22 protein-coding genes are annotated in these 25250 nt (G+C 59.3%); 4 read left to right on the top strand and 18 right to left on the bottom strand.

Annotated elements, in window-relative coordinates:
* Nucleotides 1–37: 37 nt before the first annotated feature.
* Nucleotides 38–925, bottom strand: a complete 888-nt coding sequence (locus tag KYE_RS09390) for an AEC family transporter (protein WP_008172703.1) — start codon at nt 923–925, stop codon at nt 38–40.
* Between the two features lie 211 nt (nt 926–1136).
* Here KYE_RS09390 and KYE_RS09395 point away from each other — a divergent pair, with 211 nt between their 5' ends.
* On the top strand, nt 1137–2321 hold the full coding sequence (locus KYE_RS09395; protein WP_008172705.1) for a MalY/PatB family protein: 1185 nt from the start codon (nt 1137–1139) through the stop codon (nt 2319–2321).
* An 18-nt stretch (nt 2322–2339) separates the two neighbouring features.
* Here the strand turns inward: KYE_RS09395 and KYE_RS09400 are convergent, their stop codons facing one another.
* From KYE_RS09400 to KYE_RS09415, 4 genes are all read right to left on the bottom strand, one after another.
* Entirely contained in the window at nt 2340–2882 is a 543-nt protein-coding gene (locus KYE_RS09400; protein ID WP_008172708.1) for a carbohydrate-binding protein, read from the bottom strand.
* On the bottom strand, nt 2875–3843 hold the full coding sequence (locus tag KYE_RS09405) for a DMT family transporter (RefSeq protein WP_008172711.1): 969 nt from the start codon (nt 3841–3843) through the stop codon (nt 2875–2877). Before KYE_RS09405 ends, KYE_RS09400 begins: the two co-directional genes overlap by 8 nt.
* A 45-nt stretch (nt 3844–3888) precedes the next feature.
* On the bottom strand, nt 3889–5292 hold the full coding sequence (locus KYE_RS09410) for a succinylglutamate desuccinylase/aspartoacylase family protein (RefSeq protein WP_008172714.1): 1404 nt from the start codon (nt 5290–5292) through the stop codon (nt 3889–3891).
* A gap of 191 nt (nt 5293–5483) precedes the next feature.
* On the bottom strand, nt 5484–7121 hold the full coding sequence (locus KYE_RS09415) for an MBL fold metallo-hydrolase (RefSeq protein ID WP_008172715.1): 1638 nt from the start codon (nt 7119–7121) through the stop codon (nt 5484–5486).
* Between the two features lie 292 nt (nt 7122–7413).
* Between KYE_RS09415 and KYE_RS09420 the strand changes: the two genes are divergently transcribed.
* Complete coding sequence (locus KYE_RS09420) at nt 7414–7839, top strand: thioesterase family protein (protein ID WP_008172718.1); 426 nt, start codon at nt 7414–7416, stop codon at nt 7837–7839.
* On the opposite strand, the gene KYE_RS09425 is transcribed toward KYE_RS09420, so the two are convergent.
* From KYE_RS09425 to KYE_RS09445, 5 genes are all read right to left on the bottom strand, one after another.
* Nucleotides 7825–9162, bottom strand: a complete 1338-nt coding sequence (locus tag KYE_RS09425; RefSeq protein ID WP_039881972.1) for an MATE family efflux transporter — start codon at nt 9160–9162, stop codon at nt 7825–7827. The two genes, KYE_RS09420 and KYE_RS09425, sit on opposite strands and share 15 nt — an antisense overlap.
* A 228-nt stretch (nt 9163–9390) precedes the next feature.
* The gene (tpx, locus tag KYE_RS09430) at nt 9391–9888 is read right to left on the bottom strand and encodes a thiol peroxidase (RefSeq protein WP_008172722.1); all 498 of its coding nucleotides are present in this window, start codon (nt 9886–9888) and stop codon (nt 9391–9393) included.
* A gap of 239 nt (nt 9889–10127) precedes the next feature.
* On the bottom strand, nt 10128–11348 hold the full coding sequence (locus tag KYE_RS09435; protein ID WP_008172725.1) for a Bcr/CflA family multidrug efflux MFS transporter: 1221 nt from the start codon (nt 11346–11348) through the stop codon (nt 10128–10130).
* 243 nt (nt 11349–11591) lie between these two features.
* Nucleotides 11592–12503, bottom strand: coding sequence for a LysR family transcriptional regulator (locus KYE_RS09440; RefSeq protein WP_008172727.1), 912 nt, complete (start codon nt 12501–12503; stop codon nt 11592–11594).
* Nucleotides 12504–12536: 33 nt separating this feature from the next.
* Nucleotides 12537–13760: an alpha/beta hydrolase gene (locus tag KYE_RS09445; RefSeq protein WP_008172730.1), complete on the bottom strand. Its 1224-nt coding sequence runs from the start codon at nt 13758–13760 to the stop codon at nt 12537–12539.
* 133 nt (nt 13761–13893) lie between these two features.
* Here KYE_RS09445 and KYE_RS09450 point away from each other — a divergent pair, with 133 nt between their 5' ends.
* Entirely contained in the window at nt 13894–14565 is a 672-nt protein-coding gene (locus KYE_RS09450) for a haloacid dehalogenase type II (RefSeq protein ID WP_008172732.1), read from the top strand.
* Between the two features lie 148 nt (nt 14566–14713).
* Here the strand turns inward: KYE_RS09450 and KYE_RS09455 are convergent, their stop codons facing one another.
* Nucleotides 14714–15865 (bottom strand): alpha/beta fold hydrolase, encoded by a 1152-nt coding sequence (locus tag KYE_RS09455; protein ID WP_039881962.1) that lies wholly within the window; start codon nt 15863–15865, stop codon nt 14714–14716.
* Nucleotides 15866–16090: 225 nt separating this feature from the next.
* Between KYE_RS09455 and KYE_RS09460 the strand changes: the two genes are divergently transcribed.
* Entirely contained in the window at nt 16091–16984 is an 894-nt protein-coding gene (locus KYE_RS09460; protein WP_039881963.1) for an acyltransferase, read from the top strand.
* Between the two features lie 10 nt (nt 16985–16994).
* Here the strand turns inward: KYE_RS09460 and KYE_RS09465 are convergent, their stop codons facing one another.
* The 7 genes from KYE_RS09465 to KYE_RS09495 all read right to left on the bottom strand — a co-directional run bounded on the left by KYE_RS09465 (nt 16995) and on the right by KYE_RS09495 (nt 25215).
* A complete protein-coding gene (locus KYE_RS09465) occupies nt 16995–17198 on the bottom strand; it encodes a hypothetical protein (protein WP_008172739.1) in 204 nt (67 codons plus the stop codon).
* A 61-nt stretch (nt 17199–17259) separates the two neighbouring features.
* Nucleotides 17260–19245, bottom strand: coding sequence for a ribonuclease R family protein (locus KYE_RS09470; RefSeq protein ID WP_008172740.1), 1986 nt, complete (start codon nt 19243–19245; stop codon nt 17260–17262).
* 73 nt (nt 19246–19318) lie between these two features.
* On the bottom strand, nt 19319–21037 hold the full coding sequence (locus KYE_RS09475) for a diguanylate cyclase (RefSeq protein ID WP_008172742.1): 1719 nt from the start codon (nt 21035–21037) through the stop codon (nt 19319–19321).
* A gap of 156 nt (nt 21038–21193) precedes the next feature.
* The gene (locus KYE_RS09480; protein WP_008172744.1) at nt 21194–21643 is read right to left on the bottom strand and encodes a DUF411 domain-containing protein; all 450 of its coding nucleotides are present in this window, start codon (nt 21641–21643) and stop codon (nt 21194–21196) included.
* Nucleotides 21644–21769: 126 nt separating this feature from the next.
* Entirely contained in the window at nt 21770–24391 is a 2622-nt protein-coding gene (locus KYE_RS09485) for a heavy metal translocating P-type ATPase (protein ID WP_008172750.1), read from the bottom strand.
* A 6-nt stretch (nt 24392–24397) separates the two neighbouring features.
* Nucleotides 24398–24802 (bottom strand): MerR family transcriptional regulator, encoded by a 405-nt coding sequence (locus tag KYE_RS09490; RefSeq protein ID WP_008172751.1) that lies wholly within the window; start codon nt 24800–24802, stop codon nt 24398–24400.
* Nucleotides 24803–24903: 101 nt separating this feature from the next.
* Complete coding sequence (locus KYE_RS09495; RefSeq protein WP_008172753.1) at nt 24904–25215, bottom strand: hypothetical protein; 312 nt, start codon at nt 25213–25215, stop codon at nt 24904–24906.
* Nucleotides 25216–25250: the final 35 nt, after the last annotated feature.

Below are 25250 nucleotides of genomic sequence, written 5' to 3' on the forward strand. Positions count from 1 at the left end.
CTTCCTCGGCTAACAGAGCGGTTAGTGGGGCAGATGCTCAGACGTAGCCGGCGGCAAACACCAGACCGAGCACAACCGGCATAACCACAAGACTGCCCAGATTGCTCAATAATACCAGCGAGGCGACCTTGTGTGGCTCCTGCCGATACTGTTCCGCCACCATGTAATTGAGTACGGCCGGAGGCAAGGCTGCAAATACCCACAGCGCCGCCACCTGCATCCCGGGAAGATCCAGAACCGCAATCATCGGCCATGCAAGGATCAGACCGCTGGCGGGACAGGCGATGGCGCCCAGCATACCCAGTTTCCAGTCACTGAAATCGATATCAAGCATGCGCACGCCAAGGGCAAAGAGCATCAGCGGTATGCTCACACCACCGAGCATGTTCAGGGTTTCCAGCAGCCATTCCGGCAGGGTCACGCCCCCGAGATTGACCGAGAGCCCGGCAATACTGGCAAATACGATGGGCAGCTTCAGGCGTTTTACGATGGAGGTATGGGGGGCGAGCATGTACAGCCCCACCGAAAAGTGCAGCAGCATTTCCACGATGAATAGCACAATGGCCGCCGGCAGGGCCTCATCGCCGAAGGCCAGTACCAGCAGCGGAAGACCCATATTGCCGGAATTGTTAAACATCATCGGTGGCAGAAAGGTCTTCAGGTTCAGCTTCAGAACCCTGGCCAGCGGATACAGAACAATTCCTGATCCGAGCACAACCACCGTGGCGGCCAGTGCAAGCTGGGCGTAGTTCTGCAGCGGAGCCTGCTGGTCAGCAAGAACAGCGAAGACCAGCATGGGCACAAACAGTTCCATGTTGAGAACGTTCAGTCCCTGGATGTCGGGCGTCCGGTAGCGGCCATAGAGTGCGCCGCAACCGGCGATCAGAAACACCGGCAACATGGTGGACAGAATCTGGCCAATCATTGAACAGGCTCCGGGGAATGTTTGGAAGTTTTTATTGGATAAACCGTTAGGTTCGCAAGTATCGCCCTGCTTGGGCAAGTGTTTATCGACGATGTTCGACCAAAGCCGGATATGGACACGGTGGCGACATCGGCAGCCGACGGTTGCGATGGCCGTTCGGGCCCACCACAATACCGTTTTCCAATGTTGTTATCTGCCCTGGAGAGTCCCTGTGTCCAGCCCGTTTGATCAGCCGGTTTCCCGGGAACACACCTGTTCCGTCAAGTTTGATGCCCGCAAGGCGGTTTTTGGCACCGAGGATGTTATCCCGGTCTGGGTGGCCGATATGGATTTCGCGGCACCGGAGGCTGTCACCCGTGCGTTGAGGGAGCGGGCGGAACATCCGGTTTATGGCTACACCCTGTTTCCGGACAGTCTTTACCAGTCGATGATCGACTGGTTTGCCAGTCGCCATGACTGGGAGATCCGGCGCGAGTGGATACTGATGGCGCCCGGCGTGGTGCCATCGATCAACGCCGCGTGCATGGCCTACGCGGGACCCGGTGAGGGCGTCATCATCCAGCCGCCGGTTTATCCGCCGTTTTTCAGTTCGGTGCGGCACAGTGGCCGGGTGGTGATCGAAAACCCCTTGGTGCCGGAGGATCCGGACACCGGAGACCCGGGCCACTACCGCATGGATCTTGATCACTTGGAGCAGTGCGCAGCCCGCCCCGATGCCCGGATCCTGCTGCTGTGCTCGCCCCATAACCCGGTTGGCCGGGTTTGGTCGGAGGAAGAACTGACGGCGGTGCTGGATATTGCTCGCCGGCACCGGCTGGTGGTGGTCTCCGACGAGATTCATTGTGACCTGACCTTCACGGATAAACCCCGCCACACCATGCTGGCGAAGCTGGCCGGTCCTGAAGATGCACTGGTAACGGCGGTCGCACCGAGCAAGAGTTTCAACATGCCCGGCCTCGGCCTGTCGGCTCTGGTTATTCCCGATGCGGACCGGCGCAAGGCAATGAAGGACGTGTTTGAATCCATGCATCTGCCCCAGTGCAATCCGTTCAGTATTGCCGGGTTTGAGGCCGGCTACCGCCATGGTGCCCCCTGGCTGGACGATCTGATGGCCTATCTGCAGGCCAGCCGGGACTATGTGGTGGAGGCTGTTGGCCAGCGCCTCCCCGGCGTTCGGGTGTCTGCTCCGGAGGGCACGTATCTTATGTGGCTGGATTGCCGAGAACTGGGTCTGGACGATGCGGGTCTGAAACGCTTTTTTGTTCGGAAGGCCGGTGTGGGCATGAATCCCGGACTCTCCTTCGGAGACCCGGGCAGCGGCTTTATGCGCCTGAACATCGGCTGCGCCAGATCGGTTCTGGAAGAGGTCATCGGCCGCATTGAAGCGGCTCTCTAGTCAGTTGCCCGTTCCTCGTTACTGTTGGCCTTCCAGGGAACAATGATCCTCCACCAGTTGCCAGCGAGGAGGCTTGTTCATGCCGGGCATGTCACCATTGGTTGCCCGGATAGCCTCCCAGATCTGACCGCCGTGGGTGACCAGGCTGCCAACCGTGTAGCTTCTGGAAAATAGCCACGGGTCCGGTCTTACGCACATGCCGGAAGACGTCTCGCCCCGTTTGCTCTTGCCGACGGATTGGCCGGCCTCGGTGCCTTTCTGGCCGTCTCCGGTCCGGGTTTGGTCAACCGGTTGCTTACGGCCCTCGCAGTCCGGCACAGAATCCAGTTCTTTCCAGTCGAACGTAATGCCGGGCTCCAGGCCCTCGTGCAGTTCGCGGGACTCATACCAACTGCCTTTGTGAAAGACCGCTGCACCGGCTGGATAATAGCGGGTAGGCACCCACTTTGACTCTTCGGGATCACAGGGTTCCGCTGCAGCCGGCGCCGACAGGCCAGCGGCCAACAGGACCAGAACCAGGCAAAAGAAGCGGTGAGAGTTTCCTGGCACAGGTTTAATCATGGGGGTCTCCTTTTGCTGAGCGTTCCGGGGTTGGGTAGTGGGTGTGTTTCCGGGTCTGCGTGGCCAGCACCAGCCCGGCCAGGATCAGTGCCCCGCCGATAACATGAAACAGCCCGAGGGATTCGGCCAGGAAAATGCCGGCCAGAACCGAGGCAAACACAGGGGTCAGGTACATAAAGATGGCCGCCCTGGCCGGACCAATTTTATGCACACCGTGGTTCCAGAATCCATAGGCCAGGATCCCCGGGAAGATGGCGAAGTACAGCAACGGCATGGCGGTGCTTTGCGACAGCTCAAAGCCACCAGAGAAGAACAGCAGATCCGTCAGATAGAAGGGCAGGACGACCAGTGTGCCGAGGAGAATCTGGGTGGTCAGAAACGTTAGTGCAGGCAGTGGTACGGCCTGCCGTCTCAGTAGCACCGAGAACAGGCCCCAGCTGAACACCGCCGCCACCATGATCAGATCGCCGGGTTGGGCCTGGAGATTGGTCAACACCGAGAGGTCGCCGCGGGCAATCACGGTAACGATGCCAGTAATCGCCAGCGCGATTCCCAACGCCTGAATCGGCCGGGTCCGGTCGCCGAGCAGGATCCAGGCAAGCAGAGCGACAAAAATGGGAATGGTGGCGTTGATCAGGGCAATGTTGGTCGCGGTGGTTGTGGTGGCCGCCAGATACAGCAGGGTATTGAAGGCTCCCACACTGAAGGTCGCCAGTGCCAGCATGGAACCGAAGCGCTGGCGGATAACCTGGCGGTGGCGCCAGATACCCGGCAGGCCGAAAGGCAGCAGGATGGCCAGGGCGATTACCCAGCGCCAGAACGACATGGAGAGCGGCGGAATGTTCTCTACCGTGCCCCGGGCGACAACGGCGTTGCCGGCCCAGAACAGAGGTGTAAGAACCAGCCCGATGTAGGCCAGGCCGGGAATTCGTGACAAGACTCCGGCGTTCTCGGAAGACACAAAGGCTCCTGTGGGGTTGGTGAGGCCCGAAAAAAGCCTAGCATACTACTCTCCGGGAACTTCTGCCTCCGTACCAATGTGGTAGGCGGCAAAACCGGCCATCACTACCTGGTCCACGGCCATACCGATAACCCGGCCATCGGTGGTGGACCGGATGGGGTGCTGGGCATTGGTGATCGGATCGGACACGTAACCGAGAATCTCCCCTTCCGATACGCTGGCCCCCAACTCAATTTCGCTGAACAGAATCCCGCCGTGGTCCGCGCGGATCCAGTCGGAATCGTAGTAGACAGGCTCCGGATCGCCCCACACGAACATCCGGGAGATCATGCCCTGACGCTCCATCAGGCTGGTTAGGCTGTTCACGCCGGCACCGATCTGATGCTGCTGTATACGGTGGGATTCGCCGGCTTCCAGGGTGACGGTGCGAATACCGGCTTCCACAGCAGCGGTGCGCAACATGCCCGCAGAACCGGAGCTGTGAACCACCGCCATGCGGTCAAAGCCCCGGGTGAATTCCGCCACGTCCGGGTTGTTCATGTCGGCGCGAAGCTGCGGCAGGTTGGTGCGCTTCAGTGAGCCGGTGTGGATGTCCACCAGCATGTCGCACTTGCGAATCACGTTCTCGAACAGTGAATGGGCAATCCGGTCGGCCAGGCTGCCATCGGGGCTGCCCGGGAAATGCCGGTTGAGGTCCCGGCGATCGGGCAGGTAACGACTGCCCTGCTGGAATCCCGGCAGGTTCACAATCGGCACACCCACGACCGTGCCCGACAGCTTCTCCGGGTTCAGGTCATACATGGTCTGGCGGATGATCTCGATGCCATTCAACTCATCCCCGTGAACTGCCCCGGTGAGGCACAGCGTCGGGCCGGCGTTGATGCCGTTGACCACCAGAACCGGGGTTGTCTGGGACAGCCCGGCAATCTGAATGCCGGGGGTCCAGGCCAGGCGGGTAGACGTGCCGGGCAGGACATCATTGTCCAGCAGCGTGAAGACCTCGCCTTCGCGAATCTCGGGCTCCGGCTCCGGCTCCGGCTCCGGCTCGGGTTCGGCCACCGCTTCGGTTGCCATGACCTCGGATTCTGCGGCATCTGCATCGGTATCTCCGGGCGCTGAAACCTGTGCCTCCGGTGGCGGCGCAACCTGCTTGAGATCGATGTTCGGGGCTACCTTGCGGGAACCGGCCGAGGGCGTATCGATACCGGCTCCGCCCTGTGGGACTGCCGGCTGACGGGCTGTATTGTTCTTCCCTTTGGTCTGCAGAGGGGCCGAATGCTCAACGTCCTCGACGCTCTCGTCCTCGGCCAGTTCCGCGATCAGCACTTCGGATTTTTTGCTGGCCTTTGCCGAATCGGTTTCGGCCAGAACAGGTGCCGACAGCCAGGGTATGACCAGGCCAATCAGCAGGATCCGGGGGGACGGTTTTTGAAGCCGCTCAAACAGCATATTTCCTCACGGTTCGTCAGTGTGCGCTCAAGGATAGAGTGCCTCTGGCGGTCATGAATACTGCTGTGACAAAGGTTTAATGCCACTTTCATGAAATCCGGGCAAGTTATAACGAAAACAGTTATACGCCGGAAAAGTGATTAAAAATATGGGTGTTTTGCGAAATCCCGTGTGCTTTCGTTACTCCCGCGTTAGCTGTCGTGTACGACATGCCACAGATCGTCCTCCCGGAACGCCCTGTGCTCCGCCTCCAGCTTCAGTAAATGCGCCAGGGCTGACCGTGCCGCAAGGCCGTGGATGGCGGCCGGAACATCGTCATAGGCTTTTGCGGTAAGAGCTTTCAGGTCTACAGGAGCCAGGGCTTCCAGCGCGCGGGCCACCTTGTGCTCACGGGACAGACGGTGGGTGATCAGGAAATCGATCACCGCTTCGGGATGCCCCATCAGAAAGCCGTGTGCTGGCGCAATGTAGCGAATGGATTCGGCCAGCAACTCGTAGAGCGACTCGATGTAGGCCTTCATGTCGCCGTCCGGCGGATTAATGACCACCGTTGAGCCCTGCATGATGTGGTCACCGGAAAACAGCAGCTTCTGGTCGACCAGCAGAAAACACAGATGGTTCGAGGCATGACCCGGGGTATGAAGCACCTTCAGGAGCCCGGCTTCGGTCACAATCAGATCACCGTGCTCCGGTTCATCATCGGCCCGGAAGGTCTGGTCCTGGCCGGCACCCGGGGGCGCCGGCCAACCGAACACCCGGCAACCGGTGCGCTCTTTCAGGGCCGCAACCGCCGGCGAATGATCCTGGTGCGTGTGGGTAACCACAACCTGATCAATCACCCCACCGGTCACCTCCAGAATTCGCTCGATATGGGACTCGTTGGCGGGGCCGGGGTCGATCACCGTGAAGCGTTCATGGCCCAGAATGTAAGTGTTGGTCCCTGGCCCGGTCATCATCCCCGGGTTGGGCGCCGTCAGCCGGGTGACACGGGCCGCGACCTCAACCGCCTCTCCGGGATTAATCTCCGCCCGGGTCGAGCCTTCACCTTCCGGATCCAGCTTCGCGGCCTCATCATAGGCCGGCGCTCCCGGCTCCAGCGTCACCGGCTTACCCTTTTTGACCGCCGGCCAGGGCTGGTTGGGGTAGGGCTCGGGCGGGTTGGCGTGGGCATAGCGCATCAGCGCATCGGTGGTCTCGAACCCGTTCAGCACCCGCAACGTCCGAATCGTTGGCAACCCCAGCAACCGCTGGCCGTTCCGATGATCCTCAAGGGCCTGTTCCGGGCGGATCCAGACATGATCGATGGTTTCGATACCGTCGTGCCCGGCCAATTGACCTTCCGGAGCGGGCGTCACGAAAAACCGTGTATCGAAACGCCTCGGCGGCCCCGGCGGCGTAATCCAGTGGCCGAGATAGGCAAGCCTGTCCAGCGGAAGCGCCAAGCCGTGCTTTTTGCACAGACTGGCCAGAGACAGATCGCCGTCGAACACCGACCTCCGATCCGCATGGGCCGGATGATCCCCGGATATCGGGTTGCCCTGTTTATCCACCGCAACCAGAACCCCGGACTCCTCAAAACACTCCCGAACCGCCGCCAACATATAGTCCGCGCCGCCTTCATCGACACTCATGGTCTGACTGATCTCGGCGTCTCCGGGCCCGATAATATGGTCCTGCCCGTGAGTTTCGTTTTCCTCGACTCGCCCGCCAGGGAATACAAAATAGCCGGGCATAAACACGGCGTCCCAGGTGCGTTGCAGCAGCAGGACTTCAAGGCCTTCGGCTGTATCTCGAACCAGAACCAAGGTGGCAGCAGGGCGAATATCCATAAAACTCCATCTTCAAATATTTATTGTCAGTGCGCGGGAGTGATACGAACGATGGCAGGGAAGGGCTTTCCAAAACTGTCTGTCGCCAGGGATGGCGACAGTCAAGCGTCACATGGACGTGCCGCAAGGAGCGTGTTTTGGAAAGCCCTTCCCTGCCGTCGCTCCACCAAAACCATCGGCGCGGAGGTCTCATAGCAAGATAACCGATTTGGGACTGGGCGTCTTGAGATGAACACTAAAGTCGAACAGCGTATGATTTGCCCCAAGATACCCAGTGAAAACAGGAACCCCCGTGGCCCGAATCAAACTCTCCTTCCCGGACGACGTCTTCTGCTTCGAAACCAGAATGCCCGTCAGAATCACCGACATCAACGGCGCCAACCACCTCGGCAACGACGCCCTGATCTCGATGCTCTCCGAAGCCCGGGCCCAGTTCCTGGTCAGTTACGGTATCCAGGAAGCGAGCAAAGACGGCACCGGCATTATCGTTACCGACCTGGCCACCATGTACCAGTCGGAATCCTTCTTCCCGGAAATGCTGCGTTTTGAAGTGGGTCTGATGGACTTCAACAAGTATGGCGGGGATTTCGTGTTCCGGGTCACCAAGGCCGAGAGCGGCCAGCCGGTGGCACTGGCCAAATACGGATTCGTCTTCTTCAACTACCACCGCAAGGAAGTGGTGCCGGTACCCGAGAGCTTCCGCTCACGCTTTGCCTGAGGCGAGCTCCGCCTTCAAACGCGTCATGCCGGCCCGGTAGAAGCTGTAAGCCATGGCGCCGGCGAACAGATTGCCCACCAGCGCACCACTCATAAGGCCATAGACCCCGTTGATCTGGCTACCGATCCAGAGCAGGGGCAGGAAACACAGGAACAGGCGCAGGGTGGAGACCAGCAGGGCCCGCATCGCCAGGCCGAGGGCATTGCACACCGACACCATCAGCATGCATACGCCCAGACCGCTGTAGCTGAGCGGTACCCGCACCAGATAGCCGGCCAGAACCTCCTGCACATCACTGTCGCTGGAGAACAGCTCAGACACCAACCCGGAAGCGACCACCCAGGTCAGGCCAATGGCCAGTTGCCAGACCACCACAAACCGGACCGCAAGACGTACCAGTTTACGAATCTGCTCGATATCGCCGGCACCCAGCATGCGGCCAATCATCGGCGGCATCGACATGGTCAGGGCCAACACCACCACAATGGAGAAAAATTCCAGGCGGGTACCCAGACCCCAGGCGGCGACGGCGGCGGAGCCAAAGCCGGCCACGAGGGCCGTCGCCAGCATGGCCGAGACAGCCGGCATCAGCTGGCTCACCATGGCGGGGGCCATAATGCCGTTGAGCTGTTTCAGGGCGTTCCACAGGGCAAGCTCGCGCAGGTCGAACCGGATCCAGCGGCGTTTGAGAAGTTTCGGATAGATCACCAGACAGCCGATTCCGAACGAGGTAATGGTCGCCCAGGCGGCGCCGGGTAGTCCCCAGCCGAAAACAAAGATGTAGAGCGGGTCCAGGGCGATGTTGGTCAGACTCGTGGCCACCATCATGTACCCGGGCAATTTGGTATCGCCGTGGGAGCGGCACACGCTGTAGCCGAAGTACAGGAAGGCTCCGGTCCAGGCGGCCATCAGCCAGGGAACCCAGTACTGCCGGATCAGCGGCAGAAGTGAGTCTTCCGCGCCAAGGGCGGTCATGATGGGCCCCTGCAGAAACCAAAGCGCCACGCAGATGACAAAAACGAGGCTGCCGCCAACGGTAATGATCAGGCCGCCCAGCCGGAAGGCGCGCAGTTCATCGCCGGCACCCAGGGTGCGGGATACGATCGCTGTGGTGGCGATCCCCAGACCCACCTGAAGGCCGATGATCAGTTGCTGCATCGGCAAGGTGAAACCCAGGGCTGCCAGCGGATCACGACCCAGCTGACCCACGAAGGCACTGTCGGCCAGCTGGAAGGTCATCAGGGACAGCACCCCGAAGAGCATGGGCCAGGTCATGCTGTAGAGCTGGCGGGCCAGGGATGGGTTTTGGGTGGTGGTCTGCACGGGGTGTTGTGGGCCTTCGGTTAGGATTCGGGCTTTGGGCGGGGATTCTAACAGGTTCTGGTTTTGGAGCATGCAGTCGGCTGGGGGCGGGCTTCTGAAACACGCTGTGAATACATCCCTGTACGCTCGGCTCCGCCATCCATGGCTCCGCACGGTTTCAGAAGCCCGCCCCCATCCAACTGCCCCGAAAACCGGTGATATGTCCGGCGCTCAGGGCGATAAGAAGCGTTACAGCACCTTCAGCGCCGCATCGTAATCCGGCTCATCCTTGATCTCATCAACCAGCTGGCTGTGGATGACCTTGTCGTTCTCATCCAGTACGACCACCGCCCTGGCGCAGAGACCGGCGAGGGGGCCATCCTGAATGGCAACGCCGTAGTCCTGCTGGAAGCTGTAGTTCCGGAAGGTGGAGAGGGTTTCGACGTTTTTCAGGCCTTCGGCGCCGCAGAACCGGGCGGCGGCGAAAGGCAGGTCGGCGGAGACGACCAGGACCACGGTGTTGTCCAGGCTGCCAGCCTTTTCGTTGAATTTCCGGGTGGAGGCGGCGCAGACGCCGGTGTCGATGCTGGGGATGATGTTCAGGATTTTGCGTTTGCCGGCCCAGTTGTCGAGTTTGACTTCTTCCAGCCCGCTGTTGGTGAGGGTAAAGGGAGGCGCGTTGTCGCCTGTCTCGGGAAATTTGCCGCTCAGTTCAATGGGATTGCCGTCCAGATTAACGCTGCTCATGGTATTTGCTCCTCGGTGTCTGGTTTAGAGTCTTACGTACTCTGTGTAGACCACTTTGGATGATTTTGCCTGTTCGCTTTGGCGGTTGGGCTGATGCGGGAGGGCTTTTCAAAACACGCTCCTTGCGGCACGTCCCTGTGACGCTTGGCTGTCGCCATCCATGGCGACAGACAGTTTTGGAAAGCCCTCCCGCATCAGCCTCCTAGCATCAGAGTCTTTTCCCCTGAGGCCATTAGACTTCAATTACTGGTTATTGATTGTGGTTCGAAACCTTTCGCAGGATAACGTTGAACCAGCACCAGATAACAGGCCATCGCGAGTGCTGCGCAGGCGGCAATGATCAAGGCCATGACCAGTGAGGTGCCATCGTGCAGGTGGCCGACCAGCATGCCGGCAATAGCGGCGACGGCCATCTGGGTGAAGCCGAACAGGGCCGAGGCGGAGCCGGCCATGGTGGGGAAGTTCGCCAGGGCGCCGGCCATGGTCTGGGGCAGGACCATCCCGGTGCCGATCATGAACAGGGCCTGAGGCAAAATGACGGCCCAGACGTTGAACACTTCACTCAGTGCCAGCACGGCCATCAGGCTGCCGCCAGCCACGGCAATGATCAGGCCGCGTACAAGGATCTGGTCCGGCACCAGGCGACGGCCGAGACGGACGGCGGTCAGGTTGCCAACAATGTAGCCGGCCACCATGCAGGCAAAGTACAGACCGAACTGTTCTGTCGGCACTTCCAGGAAATCAATCAGCACGAACGAAGAGCCCGACAGGAAGGCGAACAGGCCGGAGAAAATCAGGGCATTGGTCAGGGTGTAGCCCAGGAAGCTGATGTCTTTCGCAATTGTGCGGTAGTTCCGCAGCAGGCTGCCGATTTTCAGGGACTGGCGATGCTCCGGACGCATGGGCTCGGGAATACCAAAGGCAACCACCACGGCCATCACCAGGGCGTAGCCACCCAGAGCCAGGAATACCGAAGCCCAACCCAGGCTGGCCGTCAACAGGCCACCGATGGTCGGCGCGACCGCCGGAGCCAGGGCCATGATACTGGCCAGGATAGCCAGGATTTTGGCGGCTTCGCGGGGCGTATAGATATCCCGAATGGCCGCCCGACCCAGAACCGGCCCGGCAGAACCGCCAAGGGCCTGCAGGAAACGGAACAGAATCAGTGTTTCGATGTTCGTCGCCAGTGCGCAGCCAATACTGGCAATGGCAAAAAGCACGAAACCACCAATCATGATCGGTTTGCGACCAAAACGGTCCGCCAACGGACCGCAAACCAGCTGAGCAATGGCAAAGCCGACCATATACAGACTCAGCGTCAGCTGAACCTGATCGGTACCGGTGCCAAAGTCTGAACCAATCTGAGGCAGTGCCGGCAGATACATGTCCGTTGCCAGCGGCCCAAGGGCCACAGCGGCGGCAAGAAGTATCGTTGTCCAGACACTGGTCAAAGTCAGCATGTGTTTCCTAATGCGTTTTCAGAGAGTTACCGAAAGAGTAACGACAGGTCAGGTTGGGAAAGGCTTTCCAAAACTGTAGAGGGCCAAGGATGGCCCGAAACAAGCGCACATGGATGTGCTCGTAGCGTGTTTTGGAAAGCCTTTCCCAACCTGGCCGACCGCCGAGTAATGGCAGTCTAGGTGAGAGGAGGTAAGAAGATAACGCCAGCAAAGCTCATACAACCTATGAGCAAAACTAATTGATTAACTTTTAAGACCGTTGAGGGTAGCGGCAACGGCATTCACCTGGTTGCGCAGCCACTTGTGGGCGGGATCGTTCTGATTGCGGCGGTGCCACAGCATTAGCAGGGTAAAGGGTTTGAAATCAAAAGGTAGCGGAACCCAGGCGAAGTCCCGGAGTAAGTGTTTGCTCATGCCCTCCGGGGCCGTAGCAAGCATATCTGTTCCGCGGAGGAACTCCGGTAGGCCGGAGAAGTTGGAGACCGTCACCACATTGCGACGAACCAGACCACGGGTGTCCATGGCGGTTTCCACAGTCGGTTTTTCGCCGGTGGCGAACAACAGGGCAATGTGGTCTGCCTTAAGGTATTCCGGCAGATCCGCTGGCGGTTTCCGGTGTTCAGGATCATAGAACACCACCATGCGATCGGCCATCAGGCCCCGCTGCATAATGTCCGTCGCCTCCGGCGCGTGGGGAGAAATCACCAGATCACAGACATCCTTCCGCAAAAGGTCTGCCCGAGGAATGCCAGATGGAATCACCTGAAGGCTGATGCCCGGAGCTTCCTGCCGCAACGTTCGCACCAGGCCCGGCAAAAGCAGGTCCCGCTGGTAGTCATTGGCAGCAATCGTGAAGGTGAACTCTGCCGTGGCGGGACTGAACGGCGGGCCCGAGGACAGCGACTGCAGGTCATCCAAAATCTGGCGGATATGGGGCCCGGCCTGAAGTGCGTAGCGGGTTGGCACAATGCCGCGCCCGGACTTCACGAACAGGGGGTCGCCCAGGGCCTGGCGCAGACGTTCCAGCGTGTGACTCACCGCAGACTGGGTAACGCCCAGCCTGACTGCCGCGCGGGACACGCTGCCTTCATCAAGCACCGCCAGAAAGGTGCTGAGGGCCCGGAAATCCAGGTTGAATGTATCAATCGGGTTCATGAATGGCAGTGTAACCCGATGCCTGCGGTGGCGCTACGGCGCCTCGCCTGATTCGTTTGCCTGAATGAATGTTCCAACAGCCTCTGCCAGATCGTCGAACCAGGGGTTGTAAGTCAGCCGGCTGGTATACACCGGACGCTCCGTGTCGTGCCAGGCACTGAACCAGAGATCTTCCTCCGGCAACTGCCGGCAACCCTCCAGAGAGATGTTATTCGGTTCCAGGCATCGCTGCAGTGGCGCGCCCAGGCCGTAGAGTTCGTTGTCTGGCGCAATCAGCAGGGACTGATGAGAGAATTCCAGGATATTGGCATCAGGCAGATAACTGCTCAGGAAACGGATGCGCTCATCGGCCTGAGCGACCGGCCAGGGTTTACGGGTATCCCGAAAGATCATCATGGCATTCCCGGGATTGCTAAACCGCTCCCGGAATTGCGTGACCAGATACTCGAGATTGATCACCGAGTCGGCCTCCGTGGCGGCCAGGAACAAAGGCATATCGAGGCTTTCCTTCTGGATTATCCGGCTTTGCGCCGCCGATATAACGTCGCCGATCTGACTGCCGGCGTTGAAGGAAAACGACTCGTACTTCACCGGATTAAGTTCGGGCTCCTTCTCTACAAAATCAGCAAACACGTCGGCGATGGGCGCCAGCCAGAGGTAGTCCCGCAAACCGTTAAGCTGCCAGGCCGGTGCAACCGCAATCAGACCCGCCGGTCGAGGACCGGTCTCTGAAAGCGCGTAATCTGTGGCCAGTGCCCCGCCCAGAGAAAAACCGCCAATAAACGCCCGATCCACGTCCTGCGACAGGGCAATGAAGTGATTGCGCACCTGATCGCGCCAGACGTCGGCGCTGGCCGTCACCATATCCCCGGGCCGGGTGCCGTGCCCCTGCAGCAACAGGGTCCGGACTTCAACGCACTGATCCGCCAGGTAACGGGCCAGATCCCGGAACACAAAGGGCGAATCGCTCAGACCGTGAACCAATAGGATCCCGGCACGATCCCCGGAGCTGCAACCTGCCGCCGGTGCCAGCCGGTACGGCAGGTTCCACTGCACCTGCTGTTCCCGCTCAAACCCGTCCACCGGCACCAGATTGGTATCGACATAGGCTTCGACAGATTCCAGGTAGCGGTCGAAGTCGGTCACCGGTTCGGCGCCCAGGGTTGATGGCCCGGGCCTGTAGAGTTGAGTGCTGGTGGCGCAGGCGGCAGTGGCGGCCAGCACCAGTAAAACAATCAAAGTCCTGAGGATAGTCATAGCCGGCGTGTGGGTTTCGCTCCTTTGGTCATTACTGTCGTCATCGCTGACTGTGTTGAGTGATCGTTCAAATCTCGATACTGTGACTGCAGTATACGACCCCGAACCCCCTTCCGGATGAGGAGCCCCACCGATGACCATGACCCTCGCTTTCGACGTTTACGGAACCCTGGTTGACCCCATGGGCATGTCCCGCCTGCTGGCGGAAGACGCTGGTGACAGGGCAGAGGGCGTAGCCGCGTTGTGGCGGGAGAAACAGCTGGAATTCTCGTTCCGCAAGGGCCTGATGAAAGTCTACGAAGATTTCGGTGTCTGCACCCGCCAAGCTCTGCGCTACGCCATGGCAACCCACAAACTGACCCTGTCCGAAGAACGCGAAAACGCCCTGATGGCGGCTTACCTGTCTTTGCCCGCGTTCGAGGACGCGTTGCCGGCGTTAAAGAGTCTCAGAGGCGAGTACCCGCTGTTCGCATTCTCCAATGGTGGTTATCCAGCACTGGAGAAAGTGCTCGGGCACAACGACTTGCTCGACCAATTTGAAGGCCTGGTATCGGTAGACGATATCAAGAGTTTCAAACCTGATCCTGCCGTTTACACCTATGCCCGGCGCGCAACCGGTTCCTGGGAAAAACCCCTGTGTCTTGTGTCCAGTAACGCCTGGGATGTGATTGGTGCACGAGCTGCAGGATTACTCGCAATCTGGGTACAGAGGGATCCGAACAAGGTATTTGAAGACTGGGGGATTCAACCCTCAGCAGTGATCAACAGCCTTTCAGAACTGCAGGAAACACTGAAAAACCTCTGAAGTAAGAGGAGGCAGGTGTCGGGGAGGGCTTTCCAAAACTGTCTGTCGCCATGGATGGCGACAGTCAAGCGTCACATGGACGTGCCGCAAGGAGCGTGTTTTGGAAAGCCCTCCCCGACACCTGCCGGCAAACTCCAAACTCAAAAACTCAGTCCGACCGAAAAGCGAGCCAATCCGCCAACTCCAGCCAACTCTGACGAGGCGCCTTACTCCCCGCAAGAATGCCCATATGACCACCCGGCACAACCCGGAACGTCTTGTCCGTAGAGCTCACATGATCCATCACCCGCTTGGCCGCACCCGGCGTCACCAGCGTATCGTCGCCCCCGGCGATGGCCAGTAAGTTGGCACTCACATTATCCAGCCTGGCAACATCTTCACCGATCTGGATCTCACCTTTTGACAGCTGATTGTCGATCCAGACCCTCACCACCGTGTCCTGAATGATCCCGCCGGGGTAGGCCACCATACGGTCCAGAAACGCCGACGTGGTGGCGTGGTTGGTGACAAACTCCCGGTCACCCAGACGGATGATCAGTTCCCAGTAACTCATCACGCTGGCAATCGGATTGGTCAGCTTGAACCCGATGGTATTGGCCCAGCCGGGGGTATGAAACCAGTGAGGTTTCACATCGTGAAGGCGGAACCCGGTGCGTTTCCGCACAAACCCGGCCACATCCGCCATGCGCTGATTCACAAGCCCCAGGATCCCCGACGCATGACTGTCGATCGGCGAGCCCAGCACAATGGCGTTGCGCACGTGCTGATCGTTGCTGAGCGCGGAATAGAACAGCGTGAACATGCCACCCATACTCCAGCCATGCAGCGACAACTCCTGTTCACCGCTATGCTCCCGAACCCGGTTCAGGTAGGCCGGCAGCAACTCGGCCACATAGGTATGCAGGTTGTAGTGACTGTGTTCCCGCGTGGGCATGCCCCAGTCGATCAGATACACCTCAAATCCCTTGGCACGCAGAAACCGAACCAGACTGCGCTGGGGAAACAGATCGTAGATCAGCATATTCACCGCCAGGGGCGGCACGATCACAATCGGTGTCTTATGGGCCGTGCGCTCAACCGCAATGGTCTCGCCTTCCAGCTCGATGAAATCCTCGGCCAGTGGTGGGTAGTAACGCAGGCTGACCAGACCATCGGTATACAGGGTTTCAAACGGCGTCTGCCCGGCCTGCACCAGACTGGCGGCCCGGAACACCCGGTCGAAAGCGTTGCCGGCATAAAGGGCCGTTTGCCGGGTAACGCCTGCCGCCCGGTCAGCGGCGGATTTGAAGAGATTGGGCATGGGAATGTCCATGGAGAATTTGACGCTCACTATACGGATTACCGAACTTCTACTGTCCCGTCTCGCAGGCCAGACATCGAGATTATCCATGGTGAGGCGCAAATCACCATGGCAGAAGTGTCCAAACCGGTGGGCAAACCGGTCACTTCAGGCCACTGCCCAATGCGGTCTGTGGTTGCTATCATTAGCCCCTATTTGGAAACAATAACCAGAAACAGGACCGCCATGCTCAGCTTTCTCCCTGCCCCCGTCATCGGTGTACTCAATTCTATCCTGTTGGGAATCAACACCCTGTTCTGGTGCATCCTGCTCTACATCCCGGCCATTCTCAAACTCATCATCCCCATCCAGGGCTTCCGGGTCCTGTGTACTCGGGTCATCATCTGGATCGCGGAAGCCTGGGTTGCCTGCAACACCGGCTGGATGAAGCTGACCCATGGTACAAAATGGGATGTGAAAGGCGCCGAAAACCTCCAGCGGGAAAGCTGGTACCTGGTGCTGGCCAATCACCAGAGCTGGGTGGATATCTTCGCCATGCAGCGGGTGTTCAACCATCGGGCGCCGTTCCTCAAGTTCTTCCTAAAGCAGCAGCTGATCTGGGTGCCGGTGATCGGCCTCGCGTGGTGGGGCCTGGATTTCCCGTTTATGAAGCGCTACACCCGGGAATACCTGATCAAACATCCGGAGAAGCGGGGCGAGGATCTTCGGTCAACCCGCAGGGCCTGTGAGAAGTTCCGGTACACCCCGGTGAGTGTGATGAACTTTGTCGAAGGCACCCGGTTTACCCAGGCCAAACACGACAAACAGAAGTCGGCCTACAAGCACCTGCTGACGCCCAAGGCTGGCGGTGCCGCCTTCGTGCTCGACGCCATGGGCGATTCGATCCAGACCCTGGTGGACGTGACCATCGCCTATCCGGACGGAGCACCCACCTTCTGGGAGTTTATCTGTGGCCGGGTCAAGGAAGTCAAAATGGAAATCCACACCGTTGATATCCCGGAGCATCTGAAAGGCCGGGACTACTCAACGGATGCAGAGCACCGCCGGAACGTGAAAAACTGGCTGGGGGATCAGTGGCAGGCGAAGGATGAACGGCTGGAGCGGATGCTGGCCCGGTAATTACCGGGCATCAGCTGTCGGAGTCGTCTTCCACTTCATCCGGGTGTTCCTGCTTGTAGCGCTCCCACTCTTCCCAGTCGTGGGGCGTCCCCGCATGGGGCCGGCGCAGGTGCTTGGCGTGCTCCATGGCGTTGTGGCGCAGGCTGTGGTCCCGCTCTTCCTCTTCCTTGTCAAAACCGTACTTTTTCAGAAATTCGTCAGGGCTGATGGGCATGGCGCACCTCCATCAAAGGAATATGTCCTTGTAAGTACGATGCGCCTGCCCGTGTGGTTTTTCAACCGTCGTCGGAGCCGGTCCCGGTCGGGATCTCCTGTGCTTCCACCAGCTTGAAATTGATCTGCCTGCGCTCTTCGTCCACGCCTGCAAAGCTTACCGTTACCGGCTGCTCCAGCTGGAAGATTCGGCCGTTCTTGTTGTGGATCAGGCGAAGAGTAACGGGGTCAAAGCTGTATTTGCCATCCAGATCCTTGCAGCTGACGAACCCTTCCAATCCGTTGGCATCCAGCCGTACAAAGAAACCGGCGGGCACCGTGCGGCTGATCACACCGCTCATGGGTTCTTCGCCGAGTGTTTTGGCAAAGTCACTCTTGAGCCAGGCTTCCAGACTGTTTGCCGCCTGGCGGGCACGGATCTGGGCTGCTTGCAGAGCCTCCAGCTGATCCTCGCTCAAGGCCTTCATGGGGGTATCCCACAGTGCCGATTTGATCAGCCGGTGGACATAGAAGTCCGAGAACTTGCGCAGTGGCGAAGTAAACGTGGTGTAGGCGTCCAGGCCCATACCCTGGTGAGGCGCGGGCTTGAAGCTCAGCTCGGCCCGGGCCAGCTGGCGGGACAGTATGGCTTTTACCGGTACTTCGGCTTCCAGGGCGTCGGTTTCCTTCATCAGCTTGCGGAAACCTTCGGCCTGATGGGCATCAACCCCCGACAGATGCGGTGCGTGGCTGTCGATCAGTGCCCGGATGTTGTCGGCGCGATCATCCCGTAGCCCGGGGTGCTGGATAAACAACCCTGCAGTCTGGTTGGCGAGGAAGTCTGCGGCGCAGCGGTTGGCGGCGACCATGCACTCTTCCACCAGCCGATGGGCTTCATTCTGGACGGACGGTTCAATCAGCCGGATGCGTTTGTTTTCATCGAGCCGGAGGCGGAATTCCGGCCGGTCGCCGCTCAGCAGCGCATGTTCACTGCGCCATTTCCTGAGTGCTGTCGCTGCCTGGTGCAACTGGTCCAGGCTGTTGGCAACGTCGTCCGGAAGTGCCTTGATCTCATCGTCCTCCCGACCTTCGATCAGGTTTGAGACGAGCTCGTAGCTGAGCTTGCCCTTGGACTGGATAACCGCCTGGTGAAAGCTGTAGTCGCCCAGGCTGCCATCGTTGTTAACCTGAAGATCACATACCAGAGCCAGCCGCTTCACGTCTGGCATCAGAGAGCACAGGCGGGTGCTGATGCTGTCAGGCAGCATGGGCAGGGGTTCGCCCGGGAAGTAAATGGCGGTGGCGCGATTGAACGCCTCCTGCTCCGCGGGGCTGTCGGTTTCGATCACAGCGGTCGGGTCGGCAATGGCAATCGACAGGGTCCAGCCGGTGGCGTTGGGCTCGGCCAGCAGGGCATCGTCCATGTCCTGGGTGCCCGGGCTGTCGATGGTCACATACGGGCGGTCCGTGCGGTCTTCCCGCCCGGCTTCCCGGGATTCGATATCACTCTCACTGAGGCTGTCGGCCTGTGTACGCACCGCGTCCGGCCAGGTGTCCGCCAGATCAAAGGTAGCCAGGGTGAAGGAGCGTTCAATACCGGGTTCTCCCGCCTTGCCGATTACCCGCAGTACCTTGGCCTGGCCCTTGCCATCCTTGATCGGATGCTTGTGAATCTGACAGTAGAGGTAATCGTCCTGCTGGGCGTTCATTCGCTCTTTGGGGGGAATGAAGATCCAGCGGTTGATGCCCGGGGTTTCGGGCACCACGAAATGGCCTTTGCCTTTCACCAGGTAACGGCCCACAAAGGTGTTCAGGCGGGTTTCCAGCAGTTCGTCCACAACACCCTGGGTTTTGCCTTTCTCAACCTCCTGCTCGGTGACATTCACCCGGTCCCCGGGCAGCACCTTCTGCATTTCCTCGGGTGGCAGGAAGACATCCCGGCCTTCGTCGAGCGCAACAAATCCGAAGCGGCCATTGGTGGCTTTGACTGTTCCGGGAAAAACCACCTTGTTGTCCTTGATATCCGATTTCAGCTGGCGCAACTGGCTGAGGGCGTCGGCATTGAGCATGAAGTAACCTGGCTGGTAAAAAAATGAATGATGGGGCGGAGTATAACGGTTATGGCGGTATGAGTCAGACCCGTTACGCGGGGTTAATCTCCGGGTCTTCCGAGGTGGTAATACAGACCCGGTTGCGCCCCTCATCCTTGGCCTGATAAAGCGCCCGATCCGCTTGACGAAGAATGGTATCGGTGCTGTCACCCGGCAGAGCAAAGTAGCCACCAACACTGACGGTGACCTGGGTGCCGGTTTTGCGGCTCTCCTGTTCCACGGATTCCCGGATGCGGAGGGCGATACGGTGTAGTGTCTCTGGATCGCAGGGCGACAACAGGACCACGAACTCGTCCCCACCCCAGCGTCCCGGATGGTCGTAGGGGCGCACGCCGGCTTTCAGCCACAGGGCAACCCGGCACAGGATCTGATCGCCGGCCTGATGGCCCAGGTTGTCATTGATGCTCTTGAAATGGTCAATGTCCAGCCAGATCACGCCAAAGCCGGTCTCCTGGCGGCGGGCCCGCTGGATTTCCTCATCCAGCACTTCGTCCAGGCCGCGACGGTTTTTCAGGCCGGTCAGGGGATCGACGCGGGCCAGTCGGTTCAACTCATCCGTTCTTTGAGCGACTTTTTCTTCGAGTTCCCGGGTAGAGTGGCCGAGGCTCTGGGTCATTTTCTCGAAATGATCCGCCAGCCAGCCGATCTCATTATCCGGTTTATCCAGCCGCGGCAGATCGAAGCTGCCCTCCCGGACTTTTTCCACGGCGTGTTCCAGGCTCATGATGGGCTTGAGAATCCGGGACTGGATAATCAGGTGGAACAGCACCAGTGTGACCAGCAGTGTGCCCAGGAATACCGCCACCAGCGGCCACAGATAGCTGGTTGGCAAGAGTGTATTGAGGTCAAGCAGGGTGATCTCAAACCAGCCAATCGCCGGCAGGAAGGCAACCCCGGCCAGATGCTTGCGGCCATCCACCGTCACGAAGCCGCTTTCCACCTGGCCGGCCTGGTCGCCCGGCTTCTTGAGAAGCTGCAACATACCGAGAATCTGCTGCTTGTCCTGGGGATCATCGAACAGCAGGTCGATGGTGTTCTTCTGGCCTTCGGGTTTGATGATGCTGGCGAAGTCGATGTAGTTCCGGTCGCGATAGAGCTGGATGGCGCCATTGTAATCCACGAACAGGGTGGTGATGCCCTCCTGACCGATGTCGACAATATCCTGCAGAAAAGCATCCAGACTCAGACCGGTTCCGACCATACCGACAATTTCGCCGGCCTCATCGCGCATCAGCACATCAATCCAGAGTTTGGTAACACCCAGCTCGGTATCCGGATTTACGTTGAGGTGGAAGTCGCGACCTTCTTCTATGAGCTGGAAAAACCAGGCGTCATCCGGCTTGTCTTTATCCAGCACATATCGGAACTGGTTACCGGCGTATTCGTTTTCCTCGTTGTTGTAGTAATAGTGGGCATTGTTGACGAGGGCAACGAAGTAGTTGTTGTCCCGGAAATTGGAACGAAAACTCTCCATCTGGCGGATGGCTTCAGCTTGGAGTGCGGTGTCATCCGGATTAGCGGCCCAGTTGATCAGGGCGGAGGAACTGGCCATCTGTTTGGCCAACCCGATTTCCCGCTCCAGGGACTGCAGCAGGCGGGCGCTGTCGTAGCGAACCTGTATTTCCGCGACCTGTTGGCCCCAGCGTTCGATGATGCTCTCGGACAGCTCCCGGTAGGCCAGCCACGAAGCCACGGAAGCCACGATGATGAGACTGGCGGCCAGGCCAAGGATGCGGGTTTTAAGGCTCAACGAGTATCCCTCTCGGATTTTTCTGGGTTTCTGGGCGCCAATGATAGAACACTGGTTAACCAGAGTGTAGAAAAAACAGACAGGGACTGGCAGGAAGCGGGAGGAAAAGGAGGCCGCAAGGGCCGATAAATACCGGCCCTTGCCTGGTTATTGGCGTTAATTGTGCTCGGAAAAGATCCGGGTCTGTCCCGCCTCGTTAAACAGGATGACCTTGTAATGATCTTTCCGGTCGCCCATTTCCATGCCGGGTGACCCCATGGGCATCCCGGGCACGCTGAGGCCGGTGGCCTGGGGTGCTTCGCTGATCAGGCGCTTGATGTCCTCGGCTGGCACATGGCCCTCGATGACGTAGTCACCCACGAATGCGGTATGGCAACTGCCAAGACCGGCAATCAGGCCTGCGTCGGCCTTGATCCTGCCCATATCGTTGGTGTTGGTCGCCTCCACCTCGAAGCCATTTTCTTTCAGGTGATCTATCCAGTCATCACAGCAGCCGCAGGTCGGGGATTTGTAAACGTGGATGCTCTGGGCTGCGCCGGCTGCCAGCGCCGTGGTGCTGAATCCCAGGGCTGCCATCAGGCCAAAAGCCAGGGTGTGTTTTTTCATGGCAAGTACCTCAGTGGTGATGTTGATGTTTACTTGAGCCTGTGTCGTCAGAACCGGAAAGCCAGAACCACCAGACGATGGCTGCCATCAGGGCAAGACCTCCGACGTTGACCAGCATTGTTTCCATCAGTTCCGCTCCTGTTGCTGTTTCGGATCACTGTTGCTGTCGTTCTGTTCCGGACGGTGACTGGTTCGGAACAACCTCAGACGGTTGGCGTTCGAAACCACCGTCACCGAAGACAGGGACATGGCAGCGCCGGCCAGTATCGGACTCATCAGTATTCCCCAGACAGGGTAGAGCAGGCCGGCGGCCACCGGAATACCCATTGTGTTGTATACGAACGCGCCAAACAGGTTCTGGTGAATATTTTTCACCGTGGCCCGGGAGATCTCGATGGCATCGGGCACGCCGTGGAGCGAGCCTCGCATCAGCGTGATGCCGGCGCTCTCAATGGCCACATCCGTGCCGGTGCCGATGGCAAAACCGACGTCCGCCGCCGCCAGGGCCGGAGCATCGTTGATGCCGTCGCCGACCATGGCGACTGTGTGGCCCTTGCCGCGCATTTCACTGACCACCTCGGCCTTGTCTTCAGGCAGCACTTCCGCGCGATAGTCATCGATGCCGGCTTTTTTCGCGATGGCCTTTGCGGTGGCGTCGACATCGCCTGTGACCATCATCACCTTGATGCCAGCCTTGTGAAGGCGCTGGATGGCAGCCTTGGAGTCCGGTTTGATGGCATCGGCAACGCCAATGACCCCCAGAGCTTCGGTGCCCAATGCCAGAAACAGGGGCGTGCCGGCTTCTTGGGTAATCGAGTGGGCGGCATCGTCCAGATCGCCCAGCGTAACGCCCTGGTCTTCCAGCCAGCGGCGGTTGCCCAGACGCACGGGCTTGCCGTCGAGTTCACCTTGCACGCCTTTACCATTCAGGGCCTCGAAACCGGTCAGCTTCTCCAGCTGAACGCTTTTTTCTTTGGCCTTCGCCAGAATCGCCTCGGCCAAAGGGTGTTCGGAGTGTTGTTCCAGCCCCGCCGCGAGCGCCAGCAGGCGTTGCTCGTCACCGTCGCTGGCATGAACCCGGGTAACTGCCGGATGACCTTCGGTGATGGTGCCGGTTTTATCGAGTATCACCAGGTCCAGCTTACCGGCGGTCTGCAGCGCATCGCCCTGGCGGATCAGGGCGCCGTATTCCGCCGCCTTGCCAACGCCAACCATTACCGACATGGGCGTGGCCAGGCCCAGGGCGCAGGGGCAGGCGATGATCAGCACCGTGGTGGCGGCCACCATCATATGAACCACTGCCGGTTCCGGCCCGACGTTGTACCAGACCAGCGCCGCCACGACGGCAATCAGCATCACGGTGGGCACGAACACCGACGAAATCTTGTCCGCAAGCCGTCCAATGGCAGGCTTCGAGCCCTGGGCTTTTTTCACCAGCTTGATGATTTGAGCCAGCGCGGTGTCACTGCCAACCCGGGTGGCCTCGTAGACAATCGAACCATGGGTGTTGAGGGTGCCGGCAGACACCTCATCGCCTTCCGATTTGCTCACCGGCATGGGCTCACCGGTGAGCATGCTCTCATCAATGCGAGTAGAGCCTTCGGCAATCACGCCATCGACCGGCAGTTTCTCACCGGGTCTTACCCGGATGTGGTCGCCCTTGAGAACCTCCTCTACCGGAATGTCCTGCTCTTCACCATCCCGAATCACCCGCGCGGTTTTCGCCCGCAGGTCCAGCAACCGGCGCACCGCCTCCGATGTCTTGCCTTTGGCCCGAAGCTCCAGGGCCTGACCCAGGTTGATCAGGCCGATGATCATCGCCGAGGCCTCAAAGTAGACATGGCGAGCCATCTCCGGCAACGCGCCGGGAATACTGGTGACGACAATGGAATAAAGCCAGGCGGTGCCGGTACCCAGGGCAATCAGGGTGTCCATGTTGGCGTTATGGTGCCGGAATGCCTTCCAAGCACCAGTGTAGAAGTGTCGTCCGGTAGCGATCATTACCCCAAGAGTGAGAATGCCCAGGTTCAGCCAGGTGAGCTGATTGGCATCCGTCACCATCATGGTGTCGAAACCCATGCCGTAGACCATCAGCCCAAGACCCAGGCTCAGACTCACGGCCATCTTTATCAGCAGTGTCTTGTACTGCTTCCGGTCTTCCTCTTGCTTACGTGCGTCCGCTTCGTCCTCGTCCTCAATTACGCTGGCGCCATAACCGGCACTTTCTATTGCCTTCACCAGCGCCTCGGGATCGGCATCACCCGTGGCCGTGGCGGTATTGTCCGCCAGGTTCATATGGGAATGGCTGATACCGGAGACCGACATCAGGGCCTTCTCAATGGTGTTTACACAGGAAGAACAGGTAGCACCGGTCACTGCCAGATGAATCTGCCCGTCCGCACCGGATGCTGCCCCAGAACCCGTCGAAGCAGAATCTGCCTCGGTTGCCTGATCTTCAGAGTCGTCGGCGGTATCGGCCTCATCCTCATTCCCTGAAGAACAGCAACTGGCCGGCTCGGCGTCTTCCTGGAAAGGCTCGGCCGGGTAGCCGGTCTCGGTAACGATCCGAGCCGCCTCATCAGCATCCACGCCCTCCGGCAGGTCCACGGTCTGTTTTTCCAGATCGACCTCAACCAGCTCAGCATCGCCTGTCAACGGCTCCAGGGCGCTGCGAATCTTCTTCACACAGCCCTGGCAGGAAGCCCCGGAAATGCTGAGAGTGGTTTGTAAAACAGGTGTGTCAGTCATCCAGAATCACTCCTCGTTCTGTTCAGTTGCCCCGCAACAGGGCGCCGGATCATCCCAGTGTTCGATCAACCGGCAAATGGTATGGCCATCGTGCGTACCATCCGGCATGTCCTGCCAGGCGGCCAGCGCAACGGTCATCCGCTTGCGCAATTGCTGCAGCTCCCGAATCTCCCGCTCAACCTCCGCCAACCGGTGCTGAAACACATCCCGAACCATCGGACAGGGCGAATGATGATTGTCCGCCTGATCCAGGATCTGTCTTATCTCAGGCAACGAAAATCCCAGCTGCCGCGCCTTACGGGCAAACCGAAGCCGTCGAAGATCCTCGGCATCGAACTGCTGGTAGTTGTTGTCCGGGTTACGGGTCGGTTTGAGCAGGTTCTCGCGGGTGTAAAACCGGACCGTACCCACCTCAGCACGGCAAACTCCAAACCAATTAAGAATAGAGTAAAACCTGTGAGCAACTCACAGGTCAAAGGTTTTCTTGAGGAGGGAAAATCGAAGGACGGCTATCAATCCCGCGAGCGAAGAAACGTACCGCAGGTCTTGCACTGATCCGGCGCCATCAGCTTCGCCTGCCAGCCAATCTTGTGGCCACAGGCCGGACACGCCAGCTTCAGCTGCAGAACAATAATAGGCGTGATCAGCGCAGCGATCAGAACACCCAGGGGGCCCCAGCTTTCACCGCTGGACAACCCCAGTTGACTGCTGAAAACCAGAATGACGGTCAGCGCCACAAACGCGAAAATGAAATAGTTCCGGTTCCAGCGTTCCCACTGGCGAATTTTATCGTCCTGCTCCGGAGTCAGGTATTGCGCGGCCATAGAATCTCACCTGAAGGATTTACCCGTATCTTGGG

This window comes from Marinobacter manganoxydans MnI7-9 (assembly GCF_000235625.1).
GTDB classification, from domain to species: Bacteria; Pseudomonadota; Gammaproteobacteria; order Pseudomonadales; family Oleiphilaceae; genus Marinobacter; species Marinobacter manganoxydans.

Coding starts and splice junctions, on each gene's coding strand:
- KYE_RS09455 (WP_039881962.1), bottom strand. CDS start 15,865: ATGCCCAATCTCTTCAAATCCGCCGCTGACCGGGCGGCAGGCGTTACC.
- KYE_RS09445 (WP_008172730.1), bottom strand. CDS start 13,760: ATGACTATCCTCAGGACTTTGATTGTTTTACTGGTGCTGGCCGCCACT.
- tpx (WP_008172722.1), bottom strand. CDS start 9,888: ATGAGCAGCGTTAATCTGGACGGCAATCCCATTGAACTGAGCGGCAAA.
- KYE_RS09485 (WP_008172750.1), bottom strand. CDS start 24,391: ATGACTGACACACCTGTTTTACAAACCACTCTCAGCATTTCCGGGGCT.
- KYE_RS09415 (WP_008172715.1), bottom strand. CDS start 7,121: ATGGATATTCGCCCTGCTGCCACCTTGGTTCTGGTTCGAGATACAGCC.
- KYE_RS09460 (WP_039881963.1), top strand. CDS start 16,091: ATGCTCAGCTTTCTCCCTGCCCCCGTCATCGGTGTACTCAATTCTATC.
- KYE_RS09450 (WP_008172732.1), top strand. CDS start 13,894: ATGACCATGACCCTCGCTTTCGACGTTTACGGAACCCTGGTTGACCCC.
- KYE_RS09440 (WP_008172727.1), bottom strand. CDS start 12,503: ATGAACCCGATTGATACATTCAACCTGGATTTCCGGGCCCTCAGCACC.
- KYE_RS09410 (WP_008172714.1), bottom strand. CDS start 5,292: ATGCTGTTTGAGCGGCTTCAAAAACCGTCCCCCCGGATCCTGCTGATT.
- KYE_RS09470 (WP_008172740.1), bottom strand. CDS start 19,245: ATGCTCAATGCCGACGCCCTCAGCCAGTTGCGCCAGCTGAAATCGGAT.
- KYE_RS09465 (WP_008172739.1), bottom strand. CDS start 17,198: ATGCCCATCAGCCCTGACGAATTTCTGAAAAAGTACGGTTTTGACAAG.
- KYE_RS09480 (WP_008172744.1), bottom strand. CDS start 21,643: ATGAAAAAACACACCCTGGCTTTTGGCCTGATGGCAGCCCTGGGATTC.
- KYE_RS09435 (WP_008172725.1), bottom strand. CDS start 11,348: ATGCTGACTTTGACCAGTGTCTGGACAACGATACTTCTTGCCGCCGCT.
- KYE_RS09495 (WP_008172753.1), bottom strand. CDS start 25,215: ATGGCCGCGCAATACCTGACTCCGGAGCAGGACGATAAAATTCGCCAG.
- KYE_RS09390 (WP_008172703.1), bottom strand. CDS start 925: ATGATTGGCCAGATTCTGTCCACCATGTTGCCGGTGTTTCTGATCGCC.
- KYE_RS09400 (WP_008172708.1), bottom strand. CDS start 2,882: ATGATTAAACCTGTGCCAGGAAACTCTCACCGCTTCTTTTGCCTGGTT.